Raw genomic sequence first — 20579 nt, 5'->3', positions numbered from 1 at the left:
GTGCGGGGTTGGCTGTGCGTACGTGCGGTTGGCGCGTGCCGTCACGGTCACGCGTCCCCGTACGCCTCCGCGCCGATCTCGAGCGTCGCCGTGCCCGCCGTCGCGTCCGCGAGCCAGCCGCGGAAGGCGTCGACATCGGCGTCCGGAAGGCCGATCTCCAGCGTCACCGCCTCCCCGTACCGCATGTCCCGCACCTCGCGTCCGGCCGTGCGCAGATCGTTCTGCAGCTTGCCCGCGCGCTGGTGGTCGACGGTCACGGTGACCAGCCGGAACCGGCGCTTGGTGATCGTGCCGAGTGCGTCGAGCGCCTCGCCGACCGCGCCCCCGTACGCCCTGATGAGCCCGCCGGCACCGAGCTTCACGCCCCCGTAGTAGCGGGTGACGACGGCGACGACGTACCGCATCTCGCGGCGCGTGAGCATCTGCAGCATCGGCAACCCCGCCGTACCACCCGGCTCCCCGTCGTCGCTGGCCTTCTGCACCCCGCCGTCCGCGCCGATCACATACGCCCAGCAGTTGTGCGTCGCCGTCGGGTGCTCCTTGCGGATCCGGGCGACGAAGGCCTGGGCCTCCTGTTCGGTGGCCGCCGGGGCGAGCGCGCACAGAAAACGGGAGCGGTTGACCTCGGTCTCGTGCACACCCTCGTGGGCCACGGTGCGGTACTCGTCCTGCATCCGCCCAGCGTATGCGCACGTGGCGGGTGGTGAGCGCCATGCACCCGAGCCGCCCGGGCACCCCGGCAACGGCAACGCTGTGTGACGTTCCCCCCGGGGGCTTGTGGGCGGGCGAACAGGGGCAGGTACCCCGCGGAATGGATGGAGGCTCCATGAAATCCGAATCCGCACCTGATATCTCGCCCCCTACAGCGATCGCCCCCACGGCAGCAGCCTGGGAATTCACGGACGACCGCGGTCACTTGGTGGTCGCGGCCCGCAGGCCGACCCGGTTGGTCGCGTACATACAGGTCGGCGCGGCGCTGTGGGACCACGGTCTGCGCCCGGCCGGCATCTTCGGGTCGAGCCATGACGACCCGGCCGTACCGGACCCGGCGAAGGCGGGCGAGCTGCCGCTTGCCGGGCTTCCGTTCTACGGGGCCGGCGCGGCCCTCGACGTGGACGCGCTGCTCGCCGCGGACCCCGACCTGATCGTGGCGGTGACCTACGGCGGCGGGCAGACGTACGGCATCACGCCCGAGGCGGCCAAGCACCTGGAGGAGCACATCCCGGTGGTCGCCGTCGATGTGAGCCGGGGCCGTACGCTCACCCAGGTCCGCGAGAGCTTCGCGCAGCTGGCCCGCTCGCTCGGCGCGGCCGCCGACGAGGCCGCCGAGGCCGAACTGACCGCCGCGGAGCAGCGGTTGACGCTTCGCGCGGCCGCCGACCCGCGGCTGCGCGTCCTGGCCCTCTCCCCCGCCGACGGGGGCTCGGTGCATCTCGCCCGCCCCCACGCCTGGCCCGATCTGAGCGAGCTGACCGGCCTCGGCGTCCTGTTGCTGGAGCCCGCCGAGGGTCCGGGTGCCAATTGGTCGACGGTCTCCTGGTCCGAGGCCGCCGCGCTCGCACCGGATCTCGTCCTCGTCGATGTCCGCGCCCACGCGGGCGCCCTGCCGGCGGACTTCGCCTCGACCGTGCGCACCGCGCCCTGGAACCCGGAACTCCCGCCGAGCCCGCAGGCGCACACGCGCTTCCTGGACACGGTCACGGCGGCGCTCCAGGCCATCGCTTAGGCAGCATCCAGCCGTGGGCTCCCTGATCCGATAGGCAGCACCCGGCCGTGGCTCCCTGGTCCGGGCCCGGAGCAGGGAGCACGGCCGGTCGTGCACTGCCCGGACTCCTCGCGTTCAGTTCTTCTGGACGGTGAACGTGGAGCAGCTGTCCGACGGCGTCCCGTCGTCGTTCATGACGGTGCCCGTGATCGTCTGCGGCGACTCTCCGTCGACATCGGCCGCGAGCCCCACCATGAGGTAGTCCTCGGGCTGCTGGATCCAGCGGTCGCCCAGCAGCTCCAGGCGCCCTCCCGAGAAGGTGCCCTTCATGGCGAAGGTGCCCGGCGGGACGTCGGGGTTGGAGTCCACCGCGTAGAAGTCGAACGTGGCCGCTACGGTCCCCGAGTCCTCGGACATCGTCAGCGTCAGGCCGGTGTTTCCCTGAAGACAGGTGTACGTGCCGCGCCATTCGCCCGTCACAGGCGACGGGTCCTCGGCTTCCGGCTCGGTCGGCTGCTGCGAATCCGCCACGGGAGGCGCTTCGGAGCGCTCGACGGCGGGAGCGGACGAGGTCGCGCCGCCGCCCTGCGCACCCGACGATCCGTCCCCGTCACCGGAGTTGAGCGCGAGGGCCACGCCGACGACTCCGGCGACGGCGAGCGCGACGACAGCCGCGATCACCCCACCGCGGCGCCGCGCCACATCCTTGGCGGGCCCCGGATATGTGGGCTGCGGATACGTGGGCCCCGGAGGCGCGGGGTGGTGAAAGGCGCCATGTCCGGAGGCGTACGGAGGCGACGTCTGAGGAAAGGCGTGCGGAGCGGGCGGTGGGCCGAACCCGGACGGTGGCGGGGTCGGCGCATCGGCCCCGGCCGTGCGCGTGGGGGCCGTATGAGGAGAGGCGGGCCGGGGCGGTGTCACCTCGGTGACCACGGCGGTGGGCGGGACCCGGTCCGCCACCGAACCCGGGGCGATCTCCTCGGCCTCGAGGTTGAGCAGCACTTCGCCACGGCGTGCGATGGCCGAGGCGACGGGAGCGGGCAGCCAGTCACCACCTGGCTCGGTGCGCGCTGCGGCCCGTGCCTTGAGCGCGCTCGGACTCGGCCTGCTCTCCGGCCGTCTGCTCAGACACTCCCGTACGACCGAGGCGAACTCTTCCGGTGCACCGGTCAGGTCCGGTTCATGGTGCACGATCCGGTACAGCAGTTCGGGTCCTGAGCCGCCGCCGAACGGATTGTTCCCGGTCGCCGCGAACGCGAGCACCGCGCCCAGCGCGAACAGGTCTCCTGCCGCGGTCACCATCTGCCCCTCGGCCTGCTCCGGCGACATGTATCCGGGCGAACCCACCACGAGTCCGGTCCCGGTCAGCGCCGCATCGTCGGCGGCCCGTGCGATCCCGAAGTCGATCAGCACCGGGCGGTCGAGGGACAGCAGGACGTTCGACGGTTTCAGGTCCCGGTGCACGAGCCCGGTGGCGTGCACCACCTCCAGGGCCTCGGCAAGGCCCGCAAGGAGGCGCCACAGCGCGGGTTCCGGCAGAGGTCCGTACCGGTACACGGTCTCCGACAGCGAAGGCCCGGGTATGTACGCGGAGGCCAGCCAGGGCACATCGGCCTCCGGATCGGCGGCCACGACGGGCGCGGTACCCGCACCGGAGACGGCGCGCGAGGCGTGCACCTCGCGGGCGAACCGCTCCCGGAAACCCGGGGTCGAGGCGAGTGGGGCGTGCACGAGCTTCACGGCCACGGTCCGGCCGCCGGGCGAGCGCCCCAAGTAGACCCGCCCCATCCCGCCTTCACCGAGACGCATCAGGATCCGATAGGGGCCGACCTGCCGCGGATCCCCGCCGGTCAACGGCTCCACGGGCAACTCCTCGGCACAGTAGGGGACTTGATCCCCAATCGTGCCATGCGTATGCACACACGGACAGTGCAGAACGAACTGTGCGGGCCACCCGTGACGGCGCATTCCGGGGCGCAGGCGCCGAACACGCCCTGTGGGGGCCGCAGTTCACAGGGCGGGCGCGAGGCCCTCCCAGCGCACCGTCCAGCCCTGGTCCGGGAATCCGGGCGCGGTTCCTCGCGGTCCAGGACGCCCCCGTTCCCCCACCGGACCGCCGGGTGAGTCGCCCCAGCCGGCGCACATCATGGCGGCGGCATAGAGCAGGCCTCCGGCGGCGGGGAAGTACGGGGAGGGCACCCCGCTCTTGCCGCTGGCGGGCAGCCCGGTGTCGGTGAAGCCGAACCGTTCGTGCAGCAGGTAGTCCACGGCGCGGCCGGGTTCGCCGAGCCGGGCGGCGTTCATCGCCAGGAGGGGGAAGTCCCAGCTGTACAGGTCGGTGACCGGCCATGTCTCACGGACCTTGCGGGTCGTCGCCCGCATCACCTCCACGTCGACGCCGTCACCGGGCAGCATCCCGAACGGTGCCACCGGATCGGGGTGGTTGGTGTTGCGCTCGGTCCACATGTCGGGCACACCCTCGTACAGGACGTAGACGCCGTCCTCGACGGGCAGCGGGGCGAGGCCGTCGAGGACGGCGTCCCAGTGCGGCTCGCGCGCCAGGCCGAGGCGCTCGCGCCACTCCTGTGCGATGCGCAGCCCGAAGCGCCAGTACGACAGCTCGAAGGCCGGGTTCAGGGTCTCGGCCGACGGGTTGCGCTCGTTGCAGCACATGATCGGCGGGCCGATGACGTACCGGCCGCTGTCCTCGCGGTGGGCGAACGAGGCGATGAACTCGGCGCTCTCGTGCACGACTTCGCGCCACTTGAGCAGCGTGGACCGTCCCGGGTGGGCCTGGTGGTCGAGTTCCGCGAGGAAGAGCGGGTGGGGCTGCTGCCAGATCAGCAGGCAGGTCGGGGTGCCGGGTGACTCGCGGCCGATGGCGTCGCCGTACGCCGTCGTCATCTTCGGCCAGCGGGCGCCGGAGAAGCCCTGGGACGTCGCGAGCCTTCGTGCGGTGGGCAGCAGGCGGGTGTAGATGTCGGTGCTGCGGTCCAGGAGCGGCCAGCGGTTCCAGAGCCCGTACTGGAAGGCGTGCCACCAGTACATCTCCATGTGGAACTTGCCGAACCAGCCGTTGTTGACCAGTCCCGACTCCTGGGCGGGGTCGTTGCCCGCGTCGTTCACGGCGAGGTGGTACTGGCTCAGGACGATACGGCGCTCCAACTCGTGCGCCCGCGGATCCTCGCTCGCCGACAGCTCGACCGCCCCGCCGGTCCGCCAGAACCGCGGCCACCAGGTCTCGCTCTGCCGCACCACTTCGGCGGCGGGTGGCACGGCGCCGTCGATCTCCGGTGCGAAGTGAGCTGTCACATCGAGTCGTTCACCGCCGCTCGTCACGTCGTAGCGGTGCCGCGCCGGGTCGGGCCGGCTGATCCGTGCGCCGGGCGAGAGCGCGAGGCCGACCTCGTACCGCGTGGCGTCCATGGTGTGCGTGACGACCGGGGTGCGGCCGCGGCGGCGGAGCGTGGTGGTGTGCTGCTCGGGACGGTCCCAGAGTCCGACGTACGGGGCCTCGAACTTGTTCCGTCCGGCCGCGGTCGCGTACGGGAAGTGCAGGAACAGCGACAGGCGGCCGAGCCGCACGAGCGGCGACTCGATGCGTACGGCGACGGCGTCCTTGCCGGGGTGGCAGGCGGTCTCGACCGTCACCGCATACCCGTCGAGCCGGAAGGAGCTGCGCAGCACGCCCGTCCACGGGTCGAGTTCCTGCACCGTGTCCGTGAGGTCGGCCTCGGCGGCCTCGCTGCCGTCGTCCTTGAGCAGCCGCAGACCGATGCGGCCGAGGTTGGCCCGGTGGGGGTTCTCCCGCAGCCAGTTGTGGAGTTCGGGTTCGTTGTCGTCGTCCGTCCAGTAGAGGACGTCGCGGCCGTACGTGTCCCAGACGGTGCCCCGGTAGTCCGCGATCTCCTTGCCGGGCGGCAGCGGGTCGGCGTGCCAGGCCCAGTCGGACAGGGTGTTGAACGGGACGAAGGTCTGCAGGCCGGTCACGTCGGCGCCGAAGGCGAACCGGCCGTTGCCGACCTGGACCGGCAGGTCGAGGTCGCTGCGGTGGCGCACGACGCGATGCCGGGACACCAAGGCGTGTCGGTCGATACGCGTGCCCTCGCGCTCGCTGCCGGGTGCGGCCGCCGCCGACTCCGCCTGCGCGACGCGGGACATCAGCGTCGCGGCGGTCAGCGCGGAGGCCGCGCCGATGAACCCTCTGCGGGAGAAGTGCCGCTGGTCGGTCATGAACCGTTCCCTTCGTTGCCGGCGTGCGCGCCCGGGACCACCGGCAGGGCGACGGTGGCTGTCACATTGACGGGGACCGCGACCTCGGTGTTCACGCCGCGCAGTCTCATGAATGCGCTGAGGCCGGTGTCAATGGGTGTGCACCGTGAGCCGGAGCGGGCGCAGGCGGCAGGCGGCAGGCGGCAGGCGGCAGGGCCGGGAATCGCACAGCCCGCTGCCTCGTTACTCCCCCGAGAGCCTCGCCCACCGATCAGGAGCCGCACATGTACGGGACATCGCAGACGGTCCGCAAGATCCTCACCGAAACCGGCGACACCTGGGCCGTGGTGGGCCTGTCCAACAACCAGGACCGTGCCGCCTACGGAGTCGCCCGGGTCCTGCAGCAGTTCGGCAAACGCGTCGTCCCCGTCCACCCCAAGGCCGAAACGGTCCACGGCGAACAGGGCTACGCCTCACTCGCGGACATCCCGTTCCCGGTCGACGTCGTCGACGTCTTCGTCAACAGCGACCTGGCCGGCCCGGTCGCCGACGAGGCGGCCTCGATCGGCGCGAAGGCCGTCTGGTTCCAGCTCGGCGTGATCGACGAGGCGGCGTACGAGCGAACGCGTGAAGCCGGGCTCGAGATGGTGATGGACCGGTGCCCGGCGATTGAAATTAATTCACTGCGTTAGCGCGTTCGCGGCCTTGAGGGGCACCGCTTCCACACCCTGCCCCCGCTGCCGCCAACCTTCCCATCACGGATCCGCACTGAGGGTCCTTGACCTGTCGAACCGAACGACGTGCGCTGGCGCCCGCGTTGTCTCCGGCCGTATGTGCTCAATGTGCCATCTAGCCCCAAAGGCGACCACACGAAGAGTCATGCGGCCGCAACAGCAGCCGCTGGCCTTGCAACCCACCGGCCACGGCTACGGACGGCCGTGTCGGCGCACCGCTCCGACCACAGCCCAAAGACCTGCACGATACGAGCGAAGGATGCAGACGCGCGGCCAGAACTGACAGCCACCAGCAAGACATGCTCGCGCGCCGATTCTTCGAGGCTTCCCAGAAACCGCCGCCCCAGGAAGACTTGATCGGCACAATGAGCGCATGGCCCAGTACATGGATCTTGCGCTGACCGACGGATCACAGGTGCGGCTCGAGCTGTCCGATGTCGGCGAGCCGCTCGCCGTGCCGATGGACGTGGCGGAGCACCCTGGAGCGCACGACCTGCCTGAGGGTTTCGGCGCCGCGATTCCGGTTTCCCGGCGGGACGGAAGTCGCTCAGCCACAGCCGCCGTGACCGCACTGAGGACTGCTCTGCGTCCGCTCGGGCCATTGCTCGACGAGGTGCACGATGCTCTGTCGGCCTCGGCGAACCCTCCTCACGAGATCAGGGTCGAGTTCGGCTTGCAGATCGGCCAGGACCTCAGGCTGGGCATCGTCGGCGCCTCGGGCAGAGCCACCATGACGGTGGCTGCGACCTGGCAGAACAGCCCTATTGCTCCTACCGATCCGCCCACTGCCGGTGGGGACCGACAGGACTGATCCATGGGATGGTTCAGACGTGCGGCGCAGTCAGTGCCGCGAATCGCCGTGTTCAGCGGCAGCTCCTCCATGGCCGCCGGCGCGGCGGCCCTGCTGTCCCCGCGATCGCTGCTGACGTGTGCACATGTCGTCAACGAAGCGCTGGGGCGGGCTCAGCAGGATCCGAGCCACCCGGACAAGGCCATGTCCGAGGAGCACGGGACGTTACGGATTCACGTCCACGGCCAGGTCGAAAGCTGGGCCTGCACGGCACGGCTCGACCTCTGGATACCGCCGCGCCCTGGCGCGCACGCACTGATGTGGCACGGCGATCTCGCCGTGCTCGCCCTGACGGAACCCGCGCCTGACTGGCTGCGCCCTGTGACCTGGCGCGAGATGAGCGAAGGGCAGTCGCTGCGGGCTTGGCACGGTGGCGGCGAACAGATTGCCTTCGCCGATACAGAAGTAAAGCGGTGCGACGGCCCCTTCGGGGTTCTGGACGGGCAACTGTCCGGAGCTGCCATCGGTCCCGGGTTCAGCGGCGGTCCGCTCTGGGACAGAGACGACGACACCGCGGTCGGTCTCGTGGTGGCGCATGTGATGTCGGGCAACGGGCCGTTGGGTTCACAGACCACGGTCCGGCGCAGCTGGGCCATTTCCTGGCAGGCCATTCGGGAGGAACTAGTCCGGGCTGGGGCGTCCTGGCCCGTGCTGGAGCCCGAGCAGCACAGTGCAGGGTACGGCGCAGGTTCCGTATCCAGTGAACTCACCGCCAGGTTCACCACCGAACTGTGGTCGTTGCTGGAGACGCCCGCCCAGCGCGCCCAGCATGCCCGCACTCTCGCGGCTCGTCTCGGCTACGACACTCCTCCAGGTGAAACGGCGCCATCCATCGAGGAGTTGGCGGGATTCCTCGCATCCGAGGCACGTGCGCTGCCCACTCTGGCGGAGACGTTAGCGCCGGCCGTCCAAGGCGCACAAGGACGCCGGTCCCTTGACCAACTACTCTTCCTCGGCCGTACAAGCGGCGCATCCCGGCTTCTGTCCGTGGCAGAACATCGGCTCCTGCTCAAGGAGTTGGAGCAGGCCACGGCACAGGACGCGGGTCTGCTGCCCCGCGCGGCGCGTGAAGCCCTGCGGTACACGCCTCTGCCCTTCGCCTTGCGCGGCGCTCGCACCACACAGGGCGAACTCGCCGACGTGGTCGATGAGCTCGAAGCCCTGGCGGACTGCGGCCCGCTGCCGGACGGTTCACCACCCGTTCCGGCCCTGCTCAAGCTGGTCGAATTCGTGGCCGCCTGCACGGGTGAGCCACGGCGCACGGCCCTGTGGTACTGGTCCGAGCAAGTGTGTGCTCGGCTCGGCGTCCACTCCTCCGCACTGCACCAGCGCCGCGCCGACGCCCGCACCTGGGCGGAACACCGCCCCTCGCCCGTGGTGCGGCTCATCGCCGAACTGTGCGGCGCAGTGCGAAAGCCCAGGCAGCCGGAATCCTTCCGCTGTGCCCTGTGGGCGGTGCGCGCGGACGGGACGACGTCAACGGTCGTACCGCCAGATCTGCCGCTCTCTCCGCACGAGGTCGGACGGCTGATCCGGGAGACCGCCGAGTCCATGGCGGTCGCGGTCGGCGACAGCGGTCACTCTGCGGACCAGGTGGGCCAGATCGACATCGTCGTCGGCCGGGACGGATTGCATCTGCCCTTCGACGAGTGGGACGCGGGCAGCTCGATGGAGTTCCTCCCAAGTCTTCCGCTCGGGGTCAAGTTCCGGCTGGCGCTGCGCTGTCCGGAGGTGACCCTTCGTGCACCGGACAGGGCAGCCGCTCTTCGCCGCCGCTGGGAGAGCGGGCAGACCGCTCCGTTCGTCGTGGACGAGACGTGTTCTTCGCCCGAGAAGATGTACGCGCTCCTGGAAACCAGCCACCGCGACACCACGCAGGTCGTGCTGCACGGCCCCCGTGCGGTGCGCGACGAACTGCTGCAGATCTGCCTGGCCGTGGGAGTGCCGGTGGTGCTGTGGGACCGCTCCGCGGAAGGTCACGAGCACGCCCATCGCCTCAATGACGTGACATCCGCGGGTCCGCTGCATCAGCTGCCCGAACGTATTCGGTACCTCCGGGCCGACAGACACGGCGCCCCCGACCTCTTCCCCGCCCAGCCTTCACTGGTCTGGGAGGACACCGAGCTGGCGTTGCCCGGCGGGCTCGGACTCATGGACCCTTCGGAAGAAACGGATGTCCGATGACGGATCATCATGGTGCACTGTCAGGTGAACCGGGCAGCGGCTGGCGGCTGTTCCGCGGAGACGGGCAGTCGCATGCGGTCGAGTTCCCCGATGCACCGCCATGGCGCCGCTTCGACGCCGCGTCCTCCACGAGGACCGAGCCGGCCCAGCCGCTGCCCTATCTCATAGGCCGAGCCGAGGCTGACGTCGTCAACGCCGCGCTGTATCTGAGGCGGCCCCTCCTGGTCACCGGCCGACCCGGCACCGGGAAGTCCTCACTCGCCCACGCCATCGCGCATGAGCTCAGGCTCGGTCCCGTCCTCAACTGGCCGGTGAACAGCCGGACCACGCTGGCCGAGGCCCTGTATCGATACGACGCCATCGGCCGGCTGCGCGAATCGAACCTGCTCCGGGACCGGAACGGGGCCTCTGGCGACAGCACGACCGATGGGCCGGATATCGGCTCGTACTTGCGCCTCGGTCCGCTGGGCACCGCCCTGGTGCCAGGTGCGCGCCCTCGCGTGCTACTCGTCGACGAGCTCGACAAAGGCGACGTCGACCTGCCCAATGACCTCCTGAACGTCTTCGAGGAAGGCGAGTTCGAGATTCCCGAGCTCGCTCGCCTGCCCGAGGAACAGTCGCACATCGATGTCCTCACCGCGGACGCGAACTCCCGCACCGAGGTGGTGCGAGGCCGGGTGCGCTGTTCCGAGTTCCCTGTCGTGGTCATCACCAGTAACGGCGAGCGCGACTTCCCTCCGGCCTTTCTGCGCCGGTGTGTCAGACTCGCCCTTCCCGAGCCCGACGAAGAGCGCCTGCTCGCCATCGTCCACGCCCATCTCGACTCGGTCGGTCCCCTTGCGGTCGACGACCTGCTGCATGCGTTCCTGACCCGTCGTGCTCGGGGCGAACTCGCCACCGACCAGCTGCTGAACGCAGTGTTCCTGCGTACGGGCGGCGTGGATCTCGACGCCGACGGGCTTCTGGACGCGGTTCTGCACCGGCTCGGCGGGACGGTATAGCGGGCGATGCTGGACGAGCTTAGGCGCATTCTGGCAGGCAGTCGCTCCGAACTGTCCTCCGAGGAGCTGCTCGATGCGTTGTGGCTCGCGGCGCGACTGCCCCAGGGAGCGTCGTCGGCGCTGGCCGGGGCTGCGGCGAGCGAGGGGGCCCGTTCCCGCGGGTCCGGTCAGGAACCGGCGGAGGACGAACCGACGCAAGACAGGCCGGCGGTAGACAGCGCCAGACCGTCCGCCGCCGAGGCGGGCAGCATCCGCGAGACGCCCTCCACCACCGACCACACCCGCCACCCATCCGAGCTGCACGCTGCGCCGGCGCCCGGCAACGGGGCCGTCGAGCGAGCCGCACCACAGAGACGGGCCGACACGCCGAGGCCGAAGAAGACCGCGGATCGGGCGGAGGCCGACGCATCGGACCGCCCCGCGGTGCCGGTACGCAGCCCGGAGGAGAAGGCACTCGCGGGTGTGGAACTCCGCCTCGGTCGTGCTCTTCGCCCCCTCAAGCAGCTCCGACCGGATCCTCATGCGTGGGACCTGGACATCGCGGCGACAGTGTCGGCGATGGCGGAGACCGGCCTGCCGGACGCAGTGCTGCGCCCCGCACGTACGCGCTGGCTCGATCTGGTCCTCCTCGTCGACGACGGGATCTCGATGCTGCTCTGGCAGCGACTCGTCACGGAGTTCCGGCTGCTTCTGGTGCGCAGTGGTGCCTTCCGCACCGTCCGCGTGCACGGACTCGACAGCCGCAGTCCCGGGTCCCCCAAGCTCGGCCGCCGCCCGTACGAAGCGGACCCCGCCCCCTTGCCCCCGGCGGCACTGACGGATCCGACGGGTCACACCCTCCTGCTCGTCATCAGTGACGGGGTGGGGCCCGCCTGGCGGGACGGCCGCATGCACGCGGTCCTGGAGCACGCGGCGAAGTTCGGGCCGACTGCCGTACTGCATGCGTTGCCCCAGCGGCTGTGGGACGGCTCTGGCATCCGGGCCCAGGAGTGGCAGGTGACCACCCGCCTACGCGGTGCTCCGAATCGAACCTGGCAAGTGCGGGATCCGGTGCTGCCACCCGATCTCGCTCCCTACCGAGGCGTTCCCGTCCCCGTTCTCGCGCCGAGCCCGGAGTCGGTGGGTGCCTGGGCCGCATTGGTGGGCTCCCCCGGCACCACCGCGAGGCTGTCGCTCATGGCGCCCATGGGATCTGACGCGGCGCCTCGCCCGTACGCGGCGACACGCGCGCCGGCCGGAGTCGGCCTGCTGCGCTTCCGTGACGCGGCTTCGCCCCAGGCCTATCGACTCGCCGCCCACCTGGCGGCCGTGGCCCCGGTGTCCGTGCCCGCCATGCGCCTGGTGCAGGAGGCGCTGGACCCGGAGATCGACGCGGGTCATCTGGCCGAGGTCTTCCTCGGAGGACTGATGCGGCGTCTTCCAGCGGAGGGCGAACTGCTGCCGCAGCACCAATGGTTCGACTTCGCGGAGGACACCCGCCGCATCCTCCTCGACACGGTGCCTCCTGCCGCTCTTGTACGGTCCGCCGGCGCAGTCAGCGCGCGTCTCGCCGAACTGGCCGATGCGAACGGGGGGTTCCCGGCCTGGATGCCGCATCCGTCGGGCGCGGACCTGGTGCGGAGGGACGGGCAGCCGTTCGGGTGGGTGGACGAGAGGCTGCTGCGGCGCCTCGGCGTTCCGGGCAGATCACACGAGACGACCAGCTCCGCTCCCGCCGTGCCGCAATGGGAACCCGACCTCCCCTTCGTCGGCCGCCCCGGTTCGCTGTGGGTGCCGGTGTCCCCCGAGTCGGAGGAGGGCGATCCGCATGCGCTGGGACCCTATCGGATCGTGGCGCGCTTCCGGGGTGGATCCCCCTCGGTCAGGCAGTATCTCGCCTCGCACGATGCCGGAAGACGACTCGTCCTGATCCGGTCTCCGCGCACAGGTTCTTCGGCAGCGGACCAGGCAGCATGCGCCGCCGAAGAGGAGGTGCTCGCCCGTCTCGAAAACCACCGGGTGCCCCGGCTCCTTGAGGTCGGGTCCGATGACGGGCATCACTGGCTGGCCGTCGAGTACCTGTCAAATCCGGGCTCACCCGAGCCGGCTCTCTCTTTGAGCGAGCACGTACGCCGCCATGGCGCCCTCTCCCGGAAGCAACTCCTCAGTTACGCGACGCAATTGGCCCTGACCGTCGCTGTCGCACACCAACGGGAGGTCGTCCACGGAGTCCTGAGCCCTCACAAAGTCTTGGTCGTCGGCGAGGAGTTGCGCCTTACGGGGTGGTCGACCGCCTCAGTGGACGGATCACACAGCGCCTACTGGACCCCCCTCTCCTGTCTGGAGGGCTTCCGCGCTCCCGAGCTCCAGAACGCACAGGCGCCGACGAAAGCCGGTGACGTATTCGCGCTCGGCCGGGCCCTCATGAGCACGGTGGCGGCACAACCGCCGAACGAGTCCTTCCCCATCGACGACGCCCTGCGTCAGGTGTTGCGTGCCTGCACGGCGACATCTCCCCAAGCACGGCCCACAGCGGACGAGGTGCTGACCGCGCTCACGGTCGAAGGTGACAGGTCGGACCCCCGGGAATCCTCACCTCCCGAGCCGGCACCTCAGGGCGAGTCCTCGCCTCCCGACGCGGTGCCGTCCGACGAGACTCTCCGCTTCGCGAAAATAGGACTCGGCTACGCCGAGGACGGCACCCGTGTGGCACTCGACCTCAACGCGTCGACGGTCGGCGGGATGGGCCCGCACGGTGTCGTCCTGTGCGAGGACGACACCGTGCGGCATCAGATGCTCGCCGGGCTCGTCCGGCACCTGGCAGGTGCACACCCCGAGGGCGATGTGGTCTTCCTCTGCGCCTGGTACGAACGCGCCGACGTGCTGGCCGAGCTCGCGGAACTGCCACAGGCCGAATGGGCCGGAGGGCTGGCGCTCTCACGGCAGGGGCAGGCTGCCGAACTGCGGCAGATCTTCATGGACCTGTTGTCCTCGTTCGGCTCGGTAGAGCCCAAGGTGCTCATCGTCCTCGACAATTACCACCTGCTACCGCTCGGCGGGCTCTCCAACGCCGACGACCTGCTCGCCACCGCGTACAAAAACGTGCACCTGCTGATCGGCGAACGCGACCGCAGCAGGCTCACCCCAGGCAGGCGCAATGCCTTGTCCTACGAGGTCGAACTCACGGGGTCAGACGGCGGTGGAACGCTCACGTCCCAGGCCGGCAGTCTCGCGTTCCTCCCCTACCCATCCAGACCTGACGCCCGCTTCGAGACTCTGCACGAACAGGGCGTCGCTCTGCTGCGGGCAGGCCAGTTCAGCGACGCGTACCAACACCTGACCGAAGCGGCGGACGGCCGGTCCGCGCTCCATGGCCCCGATGGCGCCTCAACGCTCGACTCCGTATTCGAACGGGCTGTCGCACTTCGCAGCCTCGGCGACTTGACCCGGTCCTTGCGAGACTTCCAGCGAGTTCACGCGTCAAGAGGGGCAACTCTGGGGCGTCTGGACCCTACAGTGCTCGACGCCTTGGAGCAGATCGCTTTCACCTTGAACCACCTGGCCCGCCACGATGAATCCCTGGATGCCTACCTCCAGTTGCTGGCTGGCCGTACCGCCGACCAGGGCGACCGCCATCCCGACACACTGCGGTGCCGACACAACCTCGCTTACACTTACCGCCAGTTGGGGCGCGCCGACGAAGCCCTGACTGCCGCAACCCAGGCGTATGACGCACGTCTCACCGCGCTCGGCGCCGACCACGCCGACACCCTCGACAGCTTGGAAGAACTGGGCCACATCCAGGCGCACCTCGGCGAGTGGACGCTCGCCCGCAGTTCGTACGAGCAGGTATACGCGGGGCGCAACCGGACGCTGGGAGCAGTCCACCCCGACACGTTGTCCGTCCAGCAGTACATGCTCGACGCCGCCGGCGGTGGAGGCGGGTTCCTCGGGCCACCCAAGGGACGCCCTGCCGGCGAGGGTTGACCCGGCTACCGCGGTGCGCGGCCACATTTCATCGTACCGCCATGTCCCACGGGCCAGCTCTTTGTGCGGACGACGTTTGTGCTGGTCAGCTCCGTTGCCCAGGTCCCATTGTGTCCCATCGCGCTGGGATCTTCGGCGAGCGCAGTCTGTGATGGGCCATGCCGCAGACGCGGCACCAGCCCACAGCCACAACCGTCAGGGAGTCCCCATGTCCACCACCACCGCCGTCGTCACCGTCCCGACCGTCCTGTGGGTCGGCTTCTCCGGCATCTCTTTGTTGCGAGGCGCGGCCTTCGTCGTCGGACCCTTGCAGGAGTACGGCGTGCCGCGTTCGTGGTGGACGCCGCTTGCGGTCCTCAAGCTGCTGGGCGCGTCCGGCCTGTTGGTGGGCCTGTCCTTCCCCGTTCTCGGGGTGGCGGCGGCGACCGGGCTCATTCTCTACTTCCTCGGCGCAATCGTCACGATCCTGCGCGCACGCTCCTACAAGACCGTTGTGTTCCCGTTCCTGTACTTGGCCCCCGTCGTTGCTACCGGGGCGCTCGCCTTCGCCCAGAGGACTTTCCACACCCGCTGTTCACGGGCAGGACACTCTCAGTGCGAACGACATGGCGTACCCGGCGCACGAACATGATGCCGCGCCGGCGCGCCCCGCCCTTTGAAGACTCCACATCGTGCACCGCCGCAGGAAACGCGACACGAAGGCCCGGACGACAGCTACCGCCCTGCACGTTGACCGTCCGCACCCAGCGTGATCTCCCCGATCACGCTGCTGACAAGAACTCCGTACACGCCCACTGTTAAGCCCCCATGCGCAACTTGCATCAACTACTAGTTACCCACCGCTAGTTGTGCGCACAGCGCGCAGGCACCATACGCATATGGACGGTCAATCCGGGGCATCGAACCCTCCGCCGCAGCCTGCTCCGAGACGACGCAACTCGGTGCTCCGGCTGTACGACGCCCCGTTGCACCGGGACTGGGCATTCTGGATGAGTCTCGGTTGGGGACTGATGGCAGCGGCCGCCATCCCGACCAGCAAGGAACCCAGCCCCCTGCCCACGTGGCTGGACACGATGCTTGCTGTGATCTTCTTCGTTGCCGCCTTCGGTGTAGCCCCGGCCTGGATCCGATTGCACATTAGGCGGTGGCGATGGCGTCGGCTGCAGCAGGCGAGTCAACCGCTCACCCCGGCACGGGCACCGCTCAGGGAGCCCCCTGGCGTACCACGGCCCCATCACGCGCCCCCGGCGCCACCTGACACCGCCGCCTCACCACGACCGCCACGCTCTGGTCGGGCTTCCGGGCCAACACGCTCAGGCAGGCCTCGCAGTGTCCACCAGCAATCTGCCACCCGTGTCCCCCTGTCCTCCTCACCGGTGCTGATGAACGCGCGGAACTCCTTGCCGCATCCGCTGGCCCGGGCCGTGCACGCATTGCAGCGAGCGCATTCCCCCACGGACCAGTACCAGGCGCTGTTGGAGACTGCCGAGATCTTGGCCATCACCCTCAGCGCAACTGCAGCCGCACCACTACAACGGCAGTGTCTCGGCAAGATCCAAAACAGCGGGGTTGAGCTTCCCGAAGCTCTGGAACTCCGCGCCCTCTCGGCACTGCGCAACACACTCCTCAGCAACACAGGCGCCACATTCGGTACCTGGACGAACTGGCTCACGGCTCACATCCAGCCCCTGGCCACCGCTCAGCCCGAGCTGGTCCCAGGCCTCTCGGACGCATTCCAGAGCCAGGCCGACAACAACGGGATCCTCCAGGACCTCAAGGTCCTGCGCGATGAGCGAAATCGCGCATCCCACGGCGACAAGCCCCGCAGCATGGAGGAGGCCCGGCTGCGGGTCACCGAGTACTCGCCACACCTGGAGAGGGCCCTTCAGAAGGCTCAATTCCTCAGTGATTTCCCCTGGCTGCTCATCGATTTCTGCGCGTACCGACCGCGGACGGAAACCTTTGACGTGGTTGCGCAGCGAGTGATGGGGGACCACCCGGATTCCGAATACCAGAACTTCACCTGGGAAGACCCCGTCGCCAACGACACGTTCTACGCCTTGAGCCCTGAGGGCCCCTGTGCCCTGTCACCTTTCGTGGCGAGTCGCCTGTGCCCACAGTGCCTGCGGATGGAACTTTGCTACGCCTGCCGGACCGACAAAGAATCAGACTCCGTCATACTCAAGAGCTTCGACCGTGGGCACGAAATCTCCGCGCCCGAACTGGGCGAGGACATCCGCGCACTGCCCGACTGTCGGAGAAACGGTGGCACACGATAACCGGGCCGCGACGCCGGCCGAACGCAGACGCGGCGGGATTTCGGTGAGCAGACAGCGCAGCGTGGAGTGCGCAGTAGTTCCAGACATTTGGCGCCCGGAATGCACAACTCCCCGGCGATCGAGATTCCTGCGCTGGGTTGACTCGGCCCCGGTGATCACACCTGGTAGGCGACGTTCACGGCGCCGGCGGAGGGGGATCAGCGGTGGGGGTTGCCCTGGTCCGGGTCGTCGTCCGGCGTCTGCCAGCCGTCGCCGCGCTGTGCCTGGCGGTCGGCGGAGCCCGGGCTGTGGCCGGGCGAGGTGCCCGGCAGACTGCGCCTGCGCCGGGCGGCGCGGCGCTGCCCCATGACGAACATGCCGAGCAGCGCCAGGACCAGGATGACGCCCACGATGATCAACAGCAGCGGAGCTGTGCTGGATGCGGCGAGGACCGTGATGTCGTGATGAGTCTGCATGATCGACTTGTACCCCCTCAGGGCCCGGCCGGCACGATTTGTTCGCCCGGCGCGTTCGCCCGGCGTGCCGCGGTGCACCAGCACACCGCCTCAGCAGGTCACGGCGAGCTCGGGTGATCGGCGCAGGCTCAGTCGGTCGACAGGGCCTCGATCAGGCGACCGGCTGCGGGGTCGTCCAGCGCTCGCGCGGCGTCCGCGAGCGCGACCATGCCCACCAGATCCGTACCGTCGATCACCGGCAGGCGTCGGACCTTGTGCCGGGTCATGGTGGAGAAGATCTCGTCCGCGCCGTCGTCCGCGCCGATGGTCACGGCTTCGCCCTGGGCCAGGGTGCCCATCTCCACCTCTGCCGGATCAAGGCCGTTGCCGAGGACGCCCACCACGATGTCCCGGTCGGTCACGACCCCGACGAGCCGGTTGTTCTCTCCGCAGATCGGCAGCGCGCCCACGCCCAGATCCTTCATCTTGCGGGCCGCGTCCAAGGCGTTGTCGTGGGCCTGTACGCACTCGGCGCCTGCGGTCATGATCTCTCGGGCTGTCGTGGTGGGCATGGCGGATCACCGTTCCTCTCGGAAGGGTCGGTCAGTTGCGGCAACCCCGAAGCCGGGGTTGCGACTCGGGTGACCAACTGCATGACCCGCGAAACGGAGCGGAAGCAAATTCCTCAAGGCGGTGGAACGCAGATCGGGGGCGGTGGAATGCAGAAGGGATCAGGCGTCGCCACGGTCCAGGAGATCCGGTGCACCGGCGCCGGCGCACCGCAATGGGGCCGTCCTTCCGCTCCCCCGTGGCGGACGGACGGCCCCGCGGCCTCCCTTTGAGGTGGCCGGTCGGTCAGTAGAGCTTGTTGACGGCCGTGGTCGTGGTCTTCTTGAAGGCGGCCACCGGTGCGTCCTTGAAGCCCCCCATCTGACCCCACTTCACGACGGTGACGGTCCGGCCGTCCCGCCCGACCGACAGCAGGGCGATGTCGGTGGCGCCCCAGGACGTCTCGGTGTGCAGGCCGCGGACGCGTGCGCCCTCCTCGACCGGCAGCTTGCCGTAGTTGCGGCCCTCGGCCTCGACATCGGGCGAGGACTGCTCGATCCGTGTGGCGCAGGTGCGGATCAGGTCGTCGTAGTGCTTCGCCAGGGCTTTGGCGTGGGCGGCGGAGTCCGTCACGACGGTCAACTGCACGGCGCCCGCGTCCAGGTCGGTCCAGAACTGCCGGTAGCGGTAGTCGTAGTCGAGCACGCCCTCCGTGCTCACGCAGAAGCCGAGTTCCTCCGGGAACCCTTCGGTGACCGGACCGGCGGTCCAGGACGACGTCGGGTGCGGCGGCAGCTGGGAGGCCGACAGGAACTTGGGCGCGGCGGCCTTCGAAGTGGCGCCGGCGACCGGCGCCGTGAGGACCGTGCCCGCGGCGAGTGCGGCGACGGCGAGTGCGGCACAGGCGCTGGTTCGGATGTGCATGGACATGGATGTTCCCCCGTGCATGAGTGCGTGGACATCGGTGCGTGGACATGAGAGCCGCGGCGAGGCCGGCTGGTCGGCCCGGGCCTGGCCGGTGCGACACCAAGAGCATCAGCTTTCCCAGCACCCCGGCGCAACAGCCGACGGCCGATCGGGCACGGTGGAACCATCCCAGCCCATCTGACGTGCAGGTATACGGGTGCCTGGGATGCCGTCCCAGGCCGGGTGAGGTCGTACGAGGACAGGGGGACCCCGTGGCGGCACAGGGCGACGGCGACGGCATCGACGAGGTGGCCGAGTTCGCGGCGCTGCTGCGGGCGTTGAAGGAGCGCACGGACCGCAGCTACGGCTCGCTGGCCCGCCGTCTGGGCATGAACACCTCGACCCTGCACCGCTATTGCGCGGGCGATACGGTGCCGCTCGACTTCGCCCCCGTGGAACGGTTCGCGAACCTGTGCGGGGCGACCTCGGAGCAACGCCTGGAACTTCACCGCCGTTGGCTCCAGGCGGTGGCAGCCCGCCGTCGGCCTCCCACGGCAGAGGTGGAGCAGAGCGCGCCCGATGCCGGGGCGGCGGAAGCCGGAAACGAGGGAGGGGAAGGGCCGAACATCGCGGTGGCGGGCAACGCCACACCAGCCGTGGAGCTCAAGCCCGACGGCGGCCCGGTCGCCACGCCCGACACAGCACCGCAGTCCAACGGCAGCAGCCCGGTCGCCGAAACGGAATCTGCGCCCCGACCGCCCGGCGCCACCACGCCCTCGCACCCGTCCCGCCCCTGGTACCGCCGCAGACGTCTCGCAGTCGGACTCGCCGCCGTCTGCGCCGTATTGGCGACGCTCGGGTCTTTCTCCACGCTGCCGGACGGACGGCAGGCCTCCGCCGACGGTCCTGACCGGGTCGCCGATACGGCGCGGGCCACGGCCCCCGGGCAACGGGGCTCCTCACCCGCCCCGAGCAACACCCCCAGCACCGAGCCGCCTTCCGGGTCCCCCACCGCGAAGGCGAAGCCGGGCACCTCCCGTCCGTCCGGCGCGACATCCGCCCCGCCCCGCGGCGAACAGCCCGTCGGGCTGCCGCTGACCTGGTCCGTCAACTCCCAGGCGTGGAAGCTCGGTTGCGGTCACGACTACGTCATCGCCAAGCCGCCGAGCCAGGTTCCTCCTCCCCCGGCCCCGCAGGACGCGGCGCCCTGGGCGGCGGCACAGAGCGCGGTGCACGGCGGCGAGACGCTCGTACAGCTGTCGGTCCAGGGACGCAGCGACACGGCTGTCGTCCTCGAGGCGCTGCGCGTGCGCGTGGTCGGCCGTACGGAGCCGGCCGAGGGCAACGCCTACGCCATGGACCAGGGGTGCGGCGGGGCGCTCACTCCCCGGTACTTCGCGGTGGACCTGGACAAGGACCGCCCCCTCGCCCGCGCGGTCGCCGGAAGCGACTCCGGCACGCCGATCCCGGCCGTACGGATGCCCTACCGCGTCTCGGCGAAGGACCCCGAGGTGCTGCTGGTCACGGCCGGAACCACCTCGTGCGACTGCCGCTGGTACCTGGAGCTGGACTGGTCCTCCCAGGGCCGCAAGGGCACCGTCCGCATCGACGACGACGGCCGCCCGTTCCGCACCAGCGCCATCGACGGACTGCCCCGCTACATGTACGACACCCTGGGACGCCGTTGGGGCTCCTACAGCTGAGGGCGGGACAGACACACGGCCCGGTACAACAGGTGCCTGGTACGCCTGATCGTTCG

Annotated in this window: 15 protein-coding genes; 9 read left to right on the top strand and 6 right to left on the bottom strand. The window is 69.8% G+C overall.

Going from position 1 to position 20579, the window contains the following annotated elements:
* Positions 1-47: 47 nt before the first annotated feature.
* Complete coding sequence (locus G6045_RS02875; RefSeq protein ID WP_165330143.1) at positions 48-674, bottom strand: YigZ family protein; 627 nt, start codon at positions 672-674, stop codon at positions 48-50.
* A 152-nt stretch (positions 675-826) separates the two neighbouring features.
* On the opposite strand from G6045_RS02875, the gene G6045_RS02870 reads away from it, so the two are divergent.
* Positions 827-1726, top strand: a complete 900-nt coding sequence (locus G6045_RS02870) for an ABC transporter substrate-binding protein (protein ID WP_165330142.1) — start codon at positions 827-829, stop codon at positions 1724-1726.
* 114 nt (positions 1727-1840) lie between these two features.
* Here G6045_RS02870 and G6045_RS02865 read toward each other — a convergent pair whose 3' ends face one another.
* Together G6045_RS02865 and G6045_RS02860 are read right to left on the bottom strand one after the other, a co-directional pair.
* Entirely contained in the window at positions 1841-3568 is a 1728-nt protein-coding gene (locus G6045_RS02865) for a serine/threonine protein kinase (protein WP_165330141.1), read from the bottom strand.
* 147 nt (positions 3569-3715) lie between these two features.
* Positions 3716-5938, bottom strand: a complete 2223-nt coding sequence (locus tag G6045_RS02860) for a hypothetical protein (protein ID WP_165330140.1) — start codon at positions 5936-5938, stop codon at positions 3716-3718.
* 263 nt (positions 5939-6201) lie between these two features.
* Here G6045_RS02860 and G6045_RS02855 point away from each other — a divergent pair, with 263 nt between their 5' ends.
* The 7 genes from G6045_RS02855 (at position 6202) to G6045_RS02825 (ending at position 16931) form a co-directional block, all read left to right on the top strand.
* Entirely contained in the window at positions 6202-6609 is a 408-nt protein-coding gene (locus G6045_RS02855; protein WP_165330139.1) for a CoA-binding protein, read from the top strand.
* Positions 6610-7024: 415 nt separating this feature from the next.
* Positions 7025-7462 (top strand): CU044_2847 family protein, encoded by a 438-nt coding sequence (locus G6045_RS02850; protein WP_165330138.1) that lies wholly within the window; start codon positions 7025-7027, stop codon positions 7460-7462.
* Positions 7463-7465: 3 nt separating this feature from the next.
* Positions 7466-9685: a VMAP-C domain-containing protein gene (locus G6045_RS02845; protein ID WP_165330137.1), complete on the top strand. Its 2220-nt coding sequence runs from the start codon at positions 7466-7468 to the stop codon at positions 9683-9685.
* Complete coding sequence (locus G6045_RS02840) at positions 9682-10686, top strand: AAA family ATPase (RefSeq protein WP_165330136.1); 1005 nt, start codon at positions 9682-9684, stop codon at positions 10684-10686. Before G6045_RS02845 ends, G6045_RS02840 begins: the two co-directional genes overlap by 4 nt.
* Before the next feature lie 6 nt (positions 10687-10692).
* Complete coding sequence (locus G6045_RS02835) at positions 10693-14652, top strand: SAV_2336 N-terminal domain-related protein (RefSeq protein ID WP_165330135.1); 3960 nt, start codon at positions 10693-10695, stop codon at positions 14650-14652.
* Between the two features lie 208 nt (positions 14653-14860).
* Positions 14861-15283, top strand: coding sequence for a DoxX family protein (locus G6045_RS02830; RefSeq protein ID WP_165330134.1), 423 nt, complete (start codon positions 14861-14863; stop codon positions 15281-15283).
* 745 nt (positions 15284-16028) lie between these two features.
* Positions 16029-16931, top strand: a complete 903-nt coding sequence (locus G6045_RS02825) for a hypothetical protein (RefSeq protein WP_165330133.1) — start codon at positions 16029-16031, stop codon at positions 16929-16931.
* 197 nt (positions 16932-17128) lie between these two features.
* Here G6045_RS02825 and G6045_RS02820 read toward each other — a convergent pair whose 3' ends face one another.
* From G6045_RS02820 to G6045_RS02810, 3 genes are all read right to left on the bottom strand, one after another.
* The gene (locus G6045_RS02820) at positions 17129-17386 is read right to left on the bottom strand and encodes a DUF6479 family protein (protein ID WP_165330132.1); all 258 of its coding nucleotides are present in this window, start codon (positions 17384-17386) and stop codon (positions 17129-17131) included.
* A 128-nt stretch (positions 17387-17514) separates the two neighbouring features.
* Positions 17515-17937 carry a CBS domain-containing protein gene (locus G6045_RS02815; RefSeq protein ID WP_165330131.1) on the bottom strand — a complete coding sequence of 141 codons (423 nt, stop codon included), beginning with the start codon at positions 17935-17937 and terminating at the stop codon, positions 17515-17517.
* A 283-nt stretch (positions 17938-18220) separates the two neighbouring features.
* Positions 18221-18844, bottom strand: coding sequence for a hypothetical protein (locus G6045_RS02810; RefSeq protein ID WP_165330130.1), 624 nt, complete (start codon positions 18842-18844; stop codon positions 18221-18223).
* A gap of 248 nt (positions 18845-19092) precedes the next feature.
* Here G6045_RS02810 and G6045_RS02805 point away from each other — a divergent pair, with 248 nt between their 5' ends.
* Entirely contained in the window at positions 19093-20523 is a 1431-nt protein-coding gene (locus G6045_RS02805; RefSeq protein WP_328707634.1) for a helix-turn-helix domain-containing protein, read from the top strand.
* Positions 20524-20579 lie beyond the last annotated feature (56 nt).

Origin of the sequence: Streptomyces mesophilus (genome assembly GCF_011044995.1) — a bacterium.
In the GTDB taxonomy this organism is placed as follows: domain Bacteria; phylum Actinomycetota; class Actinomycetes; order Streptomycetales; family Streptomycetaceae; genus Streptomyces; species Streptomyces mesophilus.
The sequence above is the reverse complement of the archived record's forward strand: the minus strand, read 5'-3'. Positions and strand labels throughout refer to the sequence as shown.

Bases quoted from the DNA above. Each gene is read 5' to 3' on its own strand.
- G6045_RS02875 (WP_165330143.1), bottom strand. From the start codon at position 674: ATGCAGGACGAGTACCGCACCGTGGCCCACGAGGGTGTGCACGAGACC.
- G6045_RS02815 (WP_165330131.1), bottom strand. From the start codon at position 17,937: ATGCCCACCACGACAGCCCGAGAGATCATGACCGCAGGCGCCGAGTGC.
- G6045_RS02810 (WP_165330130.1), bottom strand. From the start codon at position 18,844: ATGTCCATGCACATCCGAACCAGCGCCTGTGCCGCACTCGCCGTCGCC.
- G6045_RS02840 (WP_165330136.1), top strand. From the start codon at position 9,682: ATGACGGATCATCATGGTGCACTGTCAGGTGAACCGGGCAGCGGCTGG.
- G6045_RS02850 (WP_165330138.1), top strand. From the start codon at position 7,025: ATGGCCCAGTACATGGATCTTGCGCTGACCGACGGATCACAGGTGCGG.
- G6045_RS02845 (WP_165330137.1), top strand. From the start codon at position 7,466: ATGGGATGGTTCAGACGTGCGGCGCAGTCAGTGCCGCGAATCGCCGTG.
- G6045_RS02820 (WP_165330132.1), bottom strand. From the start codon at position 17,386: ATGCAGACTCATCACGACATCACGGTCCTCGCCGCATCCAGCACAGCT.
- G6045_RS02860 (WP_165330140.1), bottom strand. From the start codon at position 5,938: ATGACCGACCAGCGGCACTTCTCCCGCAGAGGGTTCATCGGCGCGGCC.
- G6045_RS02870 (WP_165330142.1), top strand. From the start codon at position 827: ATGAAATCCGAATCCGCACCTGATATCTCGCCCCCTACAGCGATCGCC.
- G6045_RS02835 (WP_165330135.1), top strand. From the start codon at position 10,693: ATGCTGGACGAGCTTAGGCGCATTCTGGCAGGCAGTCGCTCCGAACTG.
- G6045_RS02855 (WP_165330139.1), top strand. From the start codon at position 6,202: ATGTACGGGACATCGCAGACGGTCCGCAAGATCCTCACCGAAACCGGC.
- G6045_RS02830 (WP_165330134.1), top strand. From the start codon at position 14,861: ATGTCCACCACCACCGCCGTCGTCACCGTCCCGACCGTCCTGTGGGTC.